Genomic DNA, 12,517 nt, shown 5'->3' on the forward strand with positions numbered 1-12,517 from the left:
TAGCGTGGGGGACGTCGAGGTCCTCCGTCGGACGATGAGCGTAGGAACCTGGAAGACCTCGACACCCACCCCGCGATCGCCGCGCGCACCCCGACTCCACCCTCAACTGCGAAGAGCCGCTTTCCCTGCCCCACACTTCAGGAGCCGACGATGGATAGCTGCACCCGACCACGTCCCGGGCTTTGGTGCATTCGAGCAACCATGTCGCGATCGCCGTCGTTGACTTCCACGGACGGCTCGGGATCGAGCGCGGTCGACAGTCATTGGAGGCGAGACGATGGGTGGACGCGGCCGCGGAGATGAGGGACAAGGTGCTCGAGACAGGAGCAGAGGGCGTCGATGCCGCCAGGCACCTCGGTAACGAGACCCTCGACCGGGCCAGATCGGTGACGGGCAAGCTCTCCAGCGGGATTGCCAAGCGAGCGCTCCGTCAGCGCGGCGACGAGGAAGGCTGAGTGAGCGCCGACCGTCAGCCACGTGGGCTCTCCGGTTGGACTGGACCAGTGAGCGTCTCGAGCTCGGTGTGCCTCGACAGGCTTCACTCGAGCCGTTCTGGCCACGTCAGCGGCCACCTCGTCTGAGGTCCTCCCGGTGCTCTCGACCTACAGGACTTCAAGGCCGAGCGCCGGGTAGGACCGCGACTGTTCCTCTGCGGTCCTGAGCACTGCCGCCTGAACCTGGGGGGTGGCGCCCTCTGTCCCGTGTCACGGTTTCTGGCATGCCGGTTAGGAGAGGCGTGATCGGCTGAGCCAGGGAGGTGGCCATCGTGCCGAGACCGCCGCAGATCGCGCCGGAGAAGAAGATCAGGATCGTGCTGTCCGTGCTCGCCGGGGAGGTGACAATCGCGGAGGCGGCCCGCAACGAGGGCGTCGCGGAGGTCTCGATCTCGAAGTGGCGAAACGAGTTCCTCGACGCCGGCAAACATGCGCTGACGGTGGGCCGGTCGCTGCTGGCGGCAGGCGGATTCAGGCCCCACCTACACCCTCGATTGCCATGAGCCACTATGTGTACCTGTGGGTCGGCGGCATAGTCGCGTGACACGCTGATCCACACGTGTTGACTATTTCTCGCCAATGAGTCATGAGTGACGGCACGGAATCGCTCACCGGGCCGACCAGTCCCGCAGTCTAGATCCGTTTGATTGTCGCGAACCAGGCCGGTGCCCCGTCGTCGTGGTATCTCGTCTGAACCCGGTCTGGTTCGATGGCGGCGACATTCCATCCATTGCTGGGGTTGAACGCCGCTCTCAGCTCTTCCTGACTGATGGGGTGCGGGCCAGTATCGGGACCATCGTCACTGAAGCACAACACATACAGGGTTCCATCGTGCTCGGTCACCGACGCTAGACTCGCCACGTATCCTGGTCGCTCGTCGCCGTCGAAGGTGTGGAACAGTCCACAGTCCAGCACTGTCTCAAACCTGCGCCCCAAACGCTCCAGCTGGAACGCGTCAGCCGCAGCGAACTCAACCTCGATCCCACGGTCGCCGGCCTTCGCTCGGGCGATCACCAGTGCCGTCTCAGCCACGTCAACGCCCAGAACCGACAATCCCAGCGAGGCGACGTGAAGAGCGTTCTCGCCGGTCCCGCAGCCCGCATCGAGCACCGCTCCGGCGAATCCGCCTTCGGATGCCAAACGCACTATCGCTGGCTGCGGCCGGCCAATATCCCAAGGCGCAGGGCCGTCGTGGTACGACGCGTCCCAGGGCAGTCCCGTCAGCCGTTCGTGACTGGTTGGGTGCCGACCACTGAACGGATCGTCAGCGAGGGTTCCTGGTCGCTCCGACAACTCGTCCCCTTCCTTCAACCGATCTTGCCACCTCATCGTGGCACGCCGATCCACAGGTCTTGACTATTCCTCAGCGACTCCACGAAAGCCGGTGAACATCAGTTATGTGCCTCAAGTCTGCCGGACGGCGACCCGCTAGCTCTCATTAGATTAGCTGCCAGTTAGGCGCGATGAAGTTGTTCTCCGGCGCGGGTGATGATCAGCTCGGGTACGACGGCTCGAGCGGACAGCCTGATCATCCGATCTCGACGCCGCCCCATCCATAGTGGACGACGTTGCCGTCGACCTGCGCGGGATGACCGACCGGGAGAGCCGCGTTCGGCAATGGCGGGATCGGCACGCTGTCCCAGTTCAGCAGACCGTCACCACCCTCGACCACAGGAGCCAGGTCGGCGGCGCCCAAACGCTCGCCCGAGGCGCAGGTGGTCAGCAGGTAGCCACTGAGATGACCGAACATCCGGTAGGAGCCCTCGCAGGCCCACCGTAGTTCGCCGGGATCGGTCACGATCAACTGCTCAAGTGTGCCAGCAGAGCCGCCCCAATGCTCTGCCTCGATCAGGTAGAAGCTGAATCCGTCCGCCAGCGTCGGATCGAACTCGCCCCACAGCGCGGCGAGGCCGGCGCGCGCCGCCGGATGGGCCGGGTGTGCGCGCAAAACGCGCTCGTACAGTTCAGGGACTGAAGATCACCTGCGGGTGCTGGGTGATCTGGGCTACGAGGGTGAGGCCGACACCATCACGGTGGCGTTCAAAAAGCCCAAGGGTGGCGAACTCACCGACGTCCAGAAGACCTTCAACAAGGCCCACAACGGCGTCCGCGCCATCGGCGAACGCGGCAACTCCCTGCTCAAGACCACCTTCAAGGCCCTACGCAACGTCAGCCTCTGCCCATGGAAGATCGGCAAGATCGCCGCAGCCGCTCTCGTGCTTTTGCACTTCGAGCACGACCGCACCACCTGATCACCCAACGCCACAGATCGTTACGCGGAAAGGCTCAGTGGGTCCCCGCCGAGAGCACGAAGTAATGGGCAGCGGCTCGACACGCCCAACCGCCGGAACTAAAGCATGCAAATCAACATCGATGGACGCTGGGCGGACGCGGGTCCCCCCGGTCTGTGCGGGCGCGTCCCGGCGGGCGCGAGGCGTCCCGGCGGGCTCGGCGCGTCCCGGCGGGCTCGGGGGTGTTCCTCCTACATCGAGCCGAGATAGCGCTCGGCCAGCTCGCAGCTTCCCTCGGTGTAGCCGGCGCCCAGCTCTCTGGCGATGTCGACGGCGGGGTGGGAGCCGACCCAGGCGACGAGCAGGAGCCGGCGCATCATGATGAAGGTCCAGATCTCCTTCTCGTCGTCCCCCGGCAGGCCGAGCACGGTGCGGTAGCCGCGCAGCCAGGAGTCGATCAGCTCAGGGACCCGGGGATGATGCTCGATGAAGCTGACGGCGGCGGCGAGGTCGTAGAGGTACCAGCCGAGGCCGCAGTCGTCGAAGTCGATCACCGTGGTGCCGCCCGCGCCGTCGACGAGCAGGTTGGCGAGGCGCAGGTCGGCGTGGATCAGCCCGTACCGCCCGGGCCCCTTGCCGAACGCGGCCAGCCGGTCGCGCAGCGCGCGCTCCAGCCTGGACAGCACGGCGCGCGCCTCGCGGTCGACGCCGGCGCCGTCCCGCCACCTGCCCCAGCGGGGCGCCGGGCCGAACGCGGCGTCCTCGTCCCAGTGGAACCGGGTGAAGGCGGCCGGCCGCGTCCAGTTCCGGGCGTGCCGGTGCATGCGGGCGGTGATCGCGCCGAGCCGCTCGAAGTGCTCGTCCAGGCGGTCCTCGGCCGGCTCGGTTCCGGGGACGTAGGCGAACATCACGCAGTCGCGCGGCGCCGAGCCGGGATCGGCGACGGTGAGCACCCTCGAGCCGTCCCGCGCGGGGATCACCGCCGGGGTCGGCACGCCGGCCTCCTCACGCAGCGCCGCCAGCCAGTCCAGCTCGGAGACGATGGCCTCGCGCGAGTGGTAACCGAGCCGGTGTACGCGCAGGATCGTGCGCCTGTCGTCATCGGTGACGAGGAAGGTGGCGTTCTCCGACACGTTGATGAGCTTCAGGCCGGCCTCGGGCGGCAGGTCGTAGTGCCGCAGGGCCCGCCGGGCGGCCCGCTCGACGCGCGCGAGCACCTCGTCCCCGCCCGACAGGTCGTGGACCTCCATGCGTTCTCCTTGCGGTCGCGGCCTCCGGCCGCCGGGGTAGGGCGGGCGGCGGATCCGATCCTAAGGACGTCCCCGAGCGGGATGCGCCAAGAGCCCTGCGCCGCGACGGCCACCGGCGCGGAAGCCGCCTCGGGCCGGCGCCCGTGGCGGCGCCGACCCGAGAGGGGTGGCCGGACCGCCGGCAAGAAGCCCTCCACATAGCGGCCTCCCTCCTGCCAAGGCTGCCCGGCGGGCTTGTTAGCCTCTGCGAAATGAACGGACGAAAGGTACTTATCACCGGGGCGTCGCGGGGGATCGGGCGGGCGGTGGCCGCCGCGTTCGCGGCCGAGGGAGACCGGGTCGCGATCCACCATCGGGGCTCCGCCGAACTAGCCGAGCAGGTGCGCGCCGAACTGCCCGGAGACGGCCACGTCGTCGTCCAGGCCGACATCGCCGACCCCGAGCAGGTGCGGCGCATGGTCGACGAGGCGGCTGAGGCGCTGGGCGGCATCGACGTGCTGGTCAACAACGCCGGGGTCTTCTTCCACCACCCCATCACGGAGATCACATACGAGGAGTGGCAGGCGGCCTGGAAGCGGACACTCGATCTGAACCTGGTCGGCGCGGCCAACGTCACCTGGTGCGCCGTACGGCACATGTCGCCCGGCGGCCGGATCGTCAACGTGTCCTCGCGAGGCGCGTTCCGCGGCGAACCGGAAGGCCCCGCGTACGGGGCGAGCAAGGCGGGCCTGAACGCCCTCGGCCAGTCGCTCGCCATCGCCCTGGCCCCGCATGGCATCGCCGTGGGCACCGTGGCGCCGGGCTTCGTCGAGACCGACATGACCAACGAGCACCTCAAGCCACCACGCGGCGACGCGATCCGCGCCCAGAGCCCCTTCGGCAGGGTCGCCCGGCCCGAGGAGATCGCCACCGCCGTCCTCTACCTCGCCTCACCGGGAGCCGAATGGGCCAGCGGCACCATCATCGACCTTAACGGCGCCTCCTACCTGCGCAGCTGACGACCGTGGGCGAGCGGCACCAACGTCGACCCGAACAGCGCTTCTGCCTGCAGAGCTGACGACCGTGGGCGGCCACCGCGCTGCCGGGGCGGGCTCGTCGCTTCCATGGTTCGACATGCGTGCGGGCGGCCATGCCTGTTCGCCGGGTATCGATCGCTTGCTGTTCGGCGGGTATCGATTGCTCGACGTTCTGTGGATGGTCACAACCTGGGTGGGTCGCCTTGCTCGCCCACCCAGGTGCATGCCGGGTGGGCCATTGAGCCGTTCCTCGACGGCCTACCGTTCTCTACATCAGGGCAGAGCTTGAGAATCGCGCCGCCCAAGAACGTGCACCGGTTTCCCGCCATACCCCGGCGCCGGCTTCGCCGTACCTCTTCTCGCCGCCTCGGCGCCGGATATACGTCCATCACCACGGGCGGGACGAGAAGCCCAGCGGTGAAGCAGGGGGTACCGCGTTAATGGTGCCTGCGGCTCGGTCGTCGATTCCTACCCGTCCTCTTGATTCTGCGTGGGCACCGTCCGCTAAACGGCCGGCGTGGAAGCGACGCCAGGGGCGCGGACGGCGTCGGTGAGGACGCTTCTGGCTTGGCGGACGACGGCCTCGTCGACGAAGCGGCCGTCAGGGAGGGCGACCGCGCCGACTCCGGCGGCGGCCACGACCTCGTTGGCCGCCGCGACCTCCTCCTCGGTGGGACGGTACGCGGCTTCGATGACCGCGAGCTGGGCCGGGTGGATCGCCGCCCGGCCGCGAAAGCCCATGGCTCGACCGGCGCGGCAGGACTCGGCCAGCCCCTCCAGGTCACGGAAGTCGGTGTAGACGGACTGGGCGGGGGCGGGCAGCCCTGCGGCGCGGGCGGCGACCACGACGCGGGACCGCGCCCAGGCAAGGCCGGCCTCGTCGCTCACGCCAAGGTCGGCCCGCAGGTCGGCCTCCCCAAGGCCGACGCTCGCCACGGCCGGGTCGGCCGAGGCGATCTCGTACGCCCGTTCCAGGCCGAGGGCGGACTCGATGAGGGGGTGCAGGGCGACGCCGGGGACGGCCCGCGCGATGTCGCGTATCTCGTCGGCGGACTCGGCCTTCGGCACCCGGATCCCGGCCGTGCTCACGCACAGGGCGCCGATGGCGTGCAGGTCGGCCTGGCCGTACGGGGTGCGCACGTCGTTGATCCGGATCTGCACGCGAGGCTGCGGGGTGGCGAGCAGCGCGACGACCTCGGCCCTGGCCTGACCCTTGTGCTCGGGCGCGACGGCGTCCTCCAGGTCGACGATCACGACGTCGGCGGGACCGGCGAGCGCCTTGGCCACGAGCGCGGGCCGGTCGGCGGGCGCGTACAGCCAGGTGAGCATCAGATCACTCCCTTGGCGGACATGGAGGGGAAGCGCGGCGTGACTTCGTCGCCATGACCGGCCGGCATCAGATCACTCCCTTGTCGCGCAGCGCCTCGACGTCCGTGGCGGACAGGCCGAGTTCGGTGAGGACGGCGGCCGTGTCGGCACCGTGGGACCGCCCGGTCCAGCGGATCTCGCCGGGCGTCTCCGAGAGACGGAACATGACGTTCTGCATGCGCAAGGCGCCGAGTTCGGGGTCCTCGACGGTGGTCACGGCGTCCAGGGCGGTGAGTTGGGGGTCGGCCAGCACGTCGCGCACGTCGTAGATCGGTGCCACCGCGGCCTGCGCCTCTTCGAACGCGGCGAGCACCTGCTCCCGGGTGCGCGCGGCGACCCACGCGGCGACGGCCTCGTCCAGTTCGTCGGCGTGCTCGACCCGTCCCGCACCGGTGGCGAACCAGGGCTCGTCGATGAACTCCGGCCGGCCGACCAGGCGCATGACCCGCTCGGCGATGTTCTGCGCGGAGGTGGAGACGGCGACCCAGGAGCCGTCCGCGCACCGGTAGGTGTTGCGCGGCGCGTTGTTGACCGAGCGGTTGCCGGTGCGCGGGGGCACGACGCCGAGCCGGTCGTAGATCGTCGGCTGTGCGCCGAGCACGGTCAGGAGGGGCTCGATGATCGACATGTCGACCACCTGCCCCTCTCCGGTCGTTTCACGCGCACGGAGCGCGGCCATGACGGCGTAGGCGGTCGCGAGGGCGCAGATGCCGTCCGCGAGCCCGAACGGGGGCAGGGTCGGCGGTCCGTCGGGCTCGCCGGTCATCGCGGCGAAGCCGCTCATCGCCTCGGCGAGGGTGCCGAACCCGGGACGCTTCGCGTACGGGCCGAACTGGCCGAATCCGGTGACGCGGGCGAGCACCAGGCGCGGGTTGGCCTCGCGGAGCCGGTCGTAGGAGAGGTTCCAGCGCTCCAGTGTTCCCGGCCTGAAGTTCTCGATGACGACGTCGGCGTCACGCGCGAGCGCGACGAGCAGGTCTTGGCCTTCTGCCGTCGAGAGGTTCAGGGTCATGGTGCGCTTGTTGCGGCCTAGCATCTTCCACCACAGGCCACCGGGCCCGTGCCCGCGCGACGGGTCGGGCTTGGCCGGATGCTCGACCTTGACCACCTCGGCGCCGAAGTCGCCGAGCAGCATGGCCGCCATCGGCCCCGCGAACAGCGTCGCTAGGTCGAGGACGCGGACGCCTTCCAGGGCTTTCATCGCTGTTCCTCCAGGGTGACTGCGGGTCAGGCGGCGCCGGCTTCGCCGTACCACGACCCACCGACCCGGCGCCGTCGCTCCGAGCACACTCCCGACGAGGAAGAGACGGCATCGGGGCGAAGGGCATCACGGACCGTGGGGTGAAGGGCATCACGGACCGTGGGGTGAAAGCGGGCATCACGGACCGTGGGGTGAAGGGCATCACGGACCGTGGGGTGAAAGCGGGCATCACGGGGCGAAGGGCAAGGGAGGTCATTGTAGGGCGGCGTCTATTTGGGGGCGGGTGGGCATGGAGGTGGTGGCGCCCTTGCGCTGGACCGAGAGGGCCGCCGCCGTCGCCGCGAAACGCAGGGCCTCCTCCTGGGGCCGGCCCTCGGCTCTGGCGACGGCGAGCGCGCCGACGAAGGTGTCGCCCGCGGCCGTGGTGTCGACCGCCTTCACCGGTACGGCGGGCACGCGCAGCCGCTCGCCGGACCGCGAGCCGTACAGCGCGCCCTTGGACCCGAGGGTGATGACCGCTTCGGGCACCAGGTCGAGCAGCGCCTTGAGCGCCGCGCCGGGGTCGGTGAGGCCGGTGATCGCCGCGGCCTCGTGCTCGTTGGGCACGATCAGGTCGACGGCCTCGAGCAGCTCGTACGGCAGGTCCCTGGCTGGGGCCGGGGTGAGGACGACGGGGACGCTCGCCTGGCGGGCCGCCGCCACCACGGCCTCCATGGGCAGCTCCAGCTGCAGGAGCAGGGCGTCCGATCGGCCGATGACGGCGAGGTCCTCCTCGGAGGGGCCGGTGAGGGTGCCGTTCGCACCGGGGATGACGATGATCGAGTTGCCGCCTTCGTCGTCGACGACGATGTGGGCGATGCCCGAGGATCCCGGCACGACGCGCAGGCGGCTCACGTCGACGCCGGCCGAGGCCAGGGTGTCGCGCATGACCGGCCCGAAGGCGTCGTCTCCCACGGCGCCGACGAAGGCGACGGCGGCGCCGGCACGGGCCGCGGCGATGGCCTGGTTGGCGCCCTTGCCACCGGGGACCGTGCTGAACGCCCGGCCGGTCACGGTCTCGCCGCGCCCGGGGACGACCGAGGTATAGGCCACCAGGTCCATGTTGGCGCTGCCGAAAACCGAGATCATCTTCTGTCCTCTTCCCTGCCTGACGGCCTTGGCGTTCCCGGCCGGTCGCTCCTCACCTCGGCACGACCGGCCTCCGGCGCGGGGGCGGCCCGCACCGGCTCGCATCCAGGGGTTCGGGACCTCATCGAGGGATCCCCACCGCGAGGGTGCGGCGGGTGAGCTCGTCGAACCCGATGCCGTCGAAGCCTCTCATGCTGCTGGAGAGCCGGTTCTTCAGCGCCCAGCGGGCCGGGATGCCGGAGGCGCCGAGCAGGCCGCCGGCGATCGATCCCACCGTGGCCCCGGCCGAGTCGGTGTCCCAGCCTGCGGCGACGGCGCCCGCTATGGAGGCGGTGAAGTCGCCGCGCGCGTGCGTCAGGGCCGCCGCGACCAGCGCCGCGTTGTTGATGGTGTGCACCCAGTGCAGGTCGCCGTGCCGCTCGTACAGCCGGTCCACGACCCGCTCGAAGTCCGGCTCGGCGCGCGCGTCCGCGACCGCTTCCCGTACGGCTCGCGCCAGCCGGGATCCGGCGGGCACGACGGACAGGCCCGCGGCGACGACCTCGTCGACCGCCGAGGCCGGGTCGCCTGCGGGGACCACCAGGGACCGGGCGCACATGGCGGCGACCATCATCGCGCCGTAGACGCCGTTGGCCGTGTGGCTCAGCCGGGCGTCCCGCCAGGCGAATTCGGCCGCCGTGCGCGGGTCTCCGGGGTTGGCCCAGCCGTACACGTCGGCCCTGATGAGCGCGCCTATCCACTCCCTGAACGGGTTGCGAAAGGTGGCGGTGGCCGGTGGTTCGGCGCCGCCGAGCAGGTTGCGGTAGGCGACCCGCTCGGCGGTGAAGACGCGGCCGGCGGGTAGCTCGTCGAGCCACATCGCCGCCACGTCGCCGGTGGTGAAGCCGCGGCCGAAGCGCTCCAGCAGGGACAGCGCGAGGAGCGGGAAGTTCAGGTCGTCGTCCTCCGGCACGCCGTCGATGTTCTCGGCCAGCGAGTTGACCGCGCTGCGCCTGTTCCACGGCCAGCGGGCCGCCACGTCCTGCGGCAGGCCGGCGGCGGTGAACCAGCCGCGGATGGGCCAGTTGCCGGTCGCCTCGGCGATCTCCCGGATGCCCTCGCGGGGGATCTTCTCGACCGGTTTGCCGAGCACGCACCCGGCCGCCCGCCCGAGCCAGGCCCCGAGCAGCCGCTCGCGCAGCCCGTCGAGGTCGACGTCAGTGGCGCTCCTCATGCCTCCGGGGGCGCTCGCCTGGATCTCGGTGAGACCGGACGGCTCGGGAAGCGGGGACGGGATCGCCGCCAGCTCGTCGAGCAGCTGGGCCGCCAGCGCGCGCAGCTCCGGGGCAGGCGGCTCGGGCGAGGCCCCGGCGCGCGGCGGCGCGTCGTGCCCGCCGGCGGCATGCCACCGTGCCGCGATGGGGGCCGCCTCGGCGGATCGCCCGTCCTCGGCGGCCTGCCGCAACTCGTGACCCACCAGATCCTCGGGCTGCACCCAGGTCAGCCGGATCAACCGGGAGGTCATGCCGGGTCTCCTGCGGAGTTGTCCCAGGTGAGGGCGGTGAAGGCGGTCTCGTGGGCGCGGCGGGTGGCGAGGTCGGCGGTGTGGACGCGGCGGGCCACCTCCGCGATGGACAGGCCCGGGGCGACCAGGTCGATCCTGCTGGCCTCCGTGATCGGTTCGAGCCACTCGGAGGGCACCGCCTTGGCGCCGGCGAGGGCCCCGGCGATCGCGCCGCCCATGCTGGCGATCGAGTCGGCGTCGCGCCCGTAGTTGACGCCTCCGAGGATGGTGTCGCGGTAGTCGCCCTTGGCGATGAGCAGGAAGGCGAGCGCCAGCGGCAGCTCCTCGATGCTGTGCAGGCGGCTCGGCCTGCGGGCCCCGAGGCCCTGGTCGCGGTAGGTGTCGGCGACCGTGTCGTACGGCGCGACGGCCTGGCGCAGGGCGGCGAAGGATCCCTCCCAGTGGTCGAGGCCGAGCGCCCGCTCGCAGACGGCCTCGATGGCGGCGCGCGTGCCGTCCCGCGCGAGCCGCAGGCAGGTGCCGACCACGGTGTCGGCGGTCGCGCCGGGCCGCATCGCCTCGGCGACGGCCGCGGCGAGCACGCCGGCGGCCTCCCGGCCGTAGCTGGACTGGTGGGCGCCCGCGAGGTCCACGGCCTCGGCGTAGGCGCCGTCGGGGTTGGCCGCGTTGACGATGCCGACCGGCGCCATGTACATCGCGGCGCCGCAGTTGACGATGTTGCCCACGCCGGCTTCGCGCGGGTCGACGTGGCCGTAGTGCAGGCGCAGGACCAGCCACTTCTCGGCGAGGAAGACCCGTTGCAGGGGAAGCGCCTCGGCCTCCAGCTCGGGGATCCAGCGCTTCTCGCCCATCATCTCGGGCACCAGGTGGTCGGCCGCCGCGTAGGCGTCCAGGTGCCCGCCGACCTTCTCGTACACCCGGATGAGCGCGTGCGTCATGAGGGTGTCGTCGGTGACGTGGCCGTCGCCCTTGTGGTACGGCGCGATGGGGCGGGCGTTGCGCCAGTCCTCGAAGTACGGCGGGACGATGCCCGTCACGTACCCGTTGTAACGTTCCTGGATCTGCTCGGGCGTCCAGCCCTCGGTGGCGCCGCCGATGGCGTCGCCGACCGCCGCGCCCGTCACGCATCCGACGGCCTTGTCGGTCAGCAGGTCCTCGAGCGGCGTCATGCCAGTCCTCCAGCGATGTCGATGAGATCGGTTCCGGCCAGCTCGGGCAGGCCGCAGCCGGTGAGCGTACGTGCCGCGGCGCGCCAGCCCTCCGGCAGCGCCCGGTAGCCGGTGAAGGCCCCGGTGAGCGCGCCGGTCAGAGCGGGGGCGGAGTCGGCGAGCGACGGCAGGCACGCGGCGGCGGGGACGGCGGCGCTCAGCGAGCCGCCGGACACCTCCGCGAGCGCGAGCGCGACGGGGACCGTATGGGCCGCCGCGACGCCGTAGCTGTAGACGTGGTCGAGCAGGGCGGCGTCCAGGGCGGGGACCGCCGCGAAGGGGTCGCCGGCCCGCCGGGCCACCACGAGGGCCGTCCTGCTCGCGTGGCCGATCGCGGTGTCCTCGGGCAGTTCGGCGAGGGCCGCCTCGACGGCCGCGGCCATCGTCCCGCCCGCGACGAGGACGGCGATCGCGACGGCCATCGCGAGGGCGGCATGGACGCCGTCCCCCGCGTTGGTGACCGACGCGTCGGCCCGCACGACGGCCCGCAGGCCGGCTTCCGCAGTGGCCGCCGCTCCATCGGCCGGGACGGCCGCGCGCCGCCCATCGGCCGGAACCGCTGCGTGCGGGCCATCGGCCGGGACGGCCGCACGCCGCCGACCGGCCGGGACGGCTGCGCATGGGCCATCGGCCGCGGCGTTACCGGCGGCGGCGCCGAAGGCCACGGCGCGGATGGCGGCCGCGTCGTCGAAGTGGTGCGGGTTGTCGTGCCCGCTGGCCGGGGGCGCCTTGCCCGCCGCCAGGTTGTCCAGCGCCGCGCGCACCGAGATGCGCACCCGCAGGTCGGTGCGTCCCGCGAGGCCGCCGAACGCCTCGGCTCGGTCCTGGTGGATGGTCAGCGCGGTCCAGGCGAGCCATTCGGCGTCGTCGGACGGCCCGATCGCGAGCGGCTCGACCGGCTGGTTCAGCGTGAACGGCACGGGGAGCGTCGTGACGCGGTGCTCCTCGGCGAAGGCGTCCAGTTCCCTTTCCAGCCGCCTGCTCCACGGCGCGAGCAGCGCGGAGCGGTGACGCGCGGCCGGCCAGCCGGCAGCGTCTCCGATCGCCAGGCCGATGAAGGCGCCCTGGATCCTGTCCCCCGATGACATGTCTCTCCTTTATCCCTCGGACCGGCTCC

Annotated in this window: 13 protein-coding genes; 4 read left to right on the forward strand and 9 right to left on the reverse strand. The window is 71.4% G+C overall.

The features are described from left to right. The first annotated feature begins 281 nt into the window (after nt 1-281). The gene (locus MYF83_RS22870; protein WP_248962667.1) at nt 282-455 is read left to right on the forward strand and encodes a hypothetical protein; all 174 of its coding nucleotides are present in this window, start codon (nt 282-284) and stop codon (nt 453-455) included. Nucleotides 456-757: 302 nt separating this feature from the next. Beyond that, nucleotides 758-997 (forward strand): transposase, encoded by a 240-nt coding sequence (locus MYF83_RS22875; RefSeq protein WP_248962668.1) that lies wholly within the window; start codon nt 758-760, stop codon nt 995-997. A gap of 130 nt (nt 998-1,127) precedes the next feature. Here MYF83_RS22875 and MYF83_RS22880 read toward each other — a convergent pair whose 3' ends face one another. After that, on the reverse strand, nt 1,128-1,823 hold the full coding sequence (locus tag MYF83_RS22880; protein WP_248962669.1) for a class I SAM-dependent methyltransferase: 696 nt from the start codon (nt 1,821-1,823) through the stop codon (nt 1,128-1,130). A gap of 199 nt (nt 1,824-2,022) precedes the next feature. Beyond that, on the reverse strand, nt 2,023-2,442 hold the full coding sequence (locus MYF83_RS22885; protein ID WP_248962670.1) for a hypothetical protein: 420 nt from the start codon (nt 2,440-2,442) through the stop codon (nt 2,023-2,025). Nucleotides 2,443-2,476: 34 nt separating this feature from the next. Here MYF83_RS22885 and MYF83_RS22890 point away from each other — a divergent pair, with 34 nt between their 5' ends. After that, the gene (locus MYF83_RS22890) at nt 2,477-2,746 is read left to right on the forward strand and encodes a transposase family protein (protein WP_279339931.1); all 270 of its coding nucleotides are present in this window, start codon (nt 2,477-2,479) and stop codon (nt 2,744-2,746) included. Between the two features lie 230 nt (nt 2,747-2,976). Here the strand turns inward: MYF83_RS22890 and MYF83_RS22895 are convergent, their stop codons facing one another. After that, on the reverse strand, nt 2,977-3,975 hold the full coding sequence (locus tag MYF83_RS22895; protein ID WP_248962671.1) for a phosphotransferase enzyme family protein: 999 nt from the start codon (nt 3,973-3,975) through the stop codon (nt 2,977-2,979). 251 nt (nt 3,976-4,226) lie between these two features. Here MYF83_RS22895 and MYF83_RS22900 point away from each other — a divergent pair, with 251 nt between their 5' ends. Then, nucleotides 4,227-4,973: an SDR family NAD(P)-dependent oxidoreductase gene (locus MYF83_RS22900; protein WP_248962672.1), complete on the forward strand. Its 747-nt coding sequence runs from the start codon at nt 4,227-4,229 to the stop codon at nt 4,971-4,973. Nucleotides 4,974-5,495: 522 nt separating this feature from the next. Here MYF83_RS22900 and MYF83_RS22905 read toward each other — a convergent pair. The 6 genes from MYF83_RS22905 to MYF83_RS22930 form a co-directional block, all read right to left on the reverse strand. Then, nucleotides 5,496-6,320 (reverse strand): HpcH/HpaI aldolase/citrate lyase family protein, encoded by an 825-nt coding sequence (locus tag MYF83_RS22905; protein WP_248962673.1) that lies wholly within the window; start codon nt 6,318-6,320, stop codon nt 5,496-5,498. A gap of 67 nt (nt 6,321-6,387) precedes the next feature. Next, on the reverse strand, nt 6,388-7,560 hold the full coding sequence (locus MYF83_RS22910) for a CaiB/BaiF CoA transferase family protein (RefSeq protein WP_248962674.1): 1,173 nt from the start codon (nt 7,558-7,560) through the stop codon (nt 6,388-6,390). Nucleotides 7,561-7,812: 252 nt separating this feature from the next. Further along, on the reverse strand, nt 7,813-8,688 hold the full coding sequence (rbsK, locus tag MYF83_RS22915) for a ribokinase (protein ID WP_248962675.1): 876 nt from the start codon (nt 8,686-8,688) through the stop codon (nt 7,813-7,815). A 121-nt stretch (nt 8,689-8,809) separates the two neighbouring features. After that, nucleotides 8,810-10,192 (reverse strand): ADP-ribosylglycohydrolase family protein, encoded by a 1,383-nt coding sequence (locus tag MYF83_RS22920; protein ID WP_248962676.1) that lies wholly within the window; start codon nt 10,190-10,192, stop codon nt 8,810-8,812. Next, nucleotides 10,189-11,361 carry an ADP-ribosylglycohydrolase family protein gene (locus MYF83_RS22925; RefSeq protein ID WP_248962677.1) on the reverse strand — a complete coding sequence of 391 codons (1,173 nt, stop codon included), beginning with the start codon at nt 11,359-11,361 and terminating at the stop codon, nt 10,189-10,191. Before MYF83_RS22925 ends, MYF83_RS22920 begins: the two co-directional genes overlap by 4 nt. Then, on the reverse strand, nt 11,358-12,488 hold the full coding sequence (locus MYF83_RS22930; protein WP_248962678.1) for an ADP-ribosylglycohydrolase family protein: 1,131 nt from the start codon (nt 12,486-12,488) through the stop codon (nt 11,358-11,360). The genes MYF83_RS22925 and MYF83_RS22930 overlap by 4 nt, the downstream gene beginning before the upstream one ends. Nucleotides 12,489-12,517: the final 29 nt, after the last annotated feature.

Origin of the sequence: Sphaerisporangium perillae (assembly GCF_023276435.1) — a bacterium.
GTDB classification, from domain to species: Bacteria; Actinomycetota; Actinomycetes; order Streptosporangiales; family Streptosporangiaceae; genus Sphaerisporangium; species Sphaerisporangium perillae.

What these genes read in the sequence shown, in the direction of transcription:
- rbsK (WP_248962675.1), bottom strand. Translation starts at nt 8,688, where the DNA reads ATGATCTCGGTTTTCGGCAGCGCCAACATGGACCTGGTGGCCTATACC.
- MYF83_RS22895 (WP_248962671.1), bottom strand. Translation starts at nt 3,975, where the DNA reads ATGGAGGTCCACGACCTGTCGGGCGGGGACGAGGTGCTCGCGCGCGTC.
- MYF83_RS22925 (WP_248962677.1), bottom strand. Translation starts at nt 11,361, where the DNA reads ATGACGCCGCTCGAGGACCTGCTGACCGACAAGGCCGTCGGATGCGTG.
- MYF83_RS22910 (WP_248962674.1), bottom strand. Translation starts at nt 7,560, where the DNA reads ATGAAAGCCCTGGAAGGCGTCCGCGTCCTCGACCTAGCGACGCTGTTC.
- MYF83_RS22930 (WP_248962678.1), bottom strand. Translation starts at nt 12,488, where the DNA reads ATGTCATCGGGGGACAGGATCCAGGGCGCCTTCATCGGCCTGGCGATC.
- MYF83_RS22905 (WP_248962673.1), bottom strand. Translation starts at nt 6,320, where the DNA reads ATGCTCACCTGGCTGTACGCGCCCGCCGACCGGCCCGCGCTCGTGGCC.
- MYF83_RS22880 (WP_248962669.1), bottom strand. Translation starts at nt 1,823, where the DNA reads ATGAGGTGGCAAGATCGGTTGAAGGAAGGGGACGAGTTGTCGGAGCGA.
- MYF83_RS22900 (WP_248962672.1), top strand. Translation starts at nt 4,227, where the DNA reads ATGAACGGACGAAAGGTACTTATCACCGGGGCGTCGCGGGGGATCGGG.
- MYF83_RS22920 (WP_248962676.1), bottom strand. Translation starts at nt 10,192, where the DNA reads ATGACCTCCCGGTTGATCCGGCTGACCTGGGTGCAGCCCGAGGATCTG.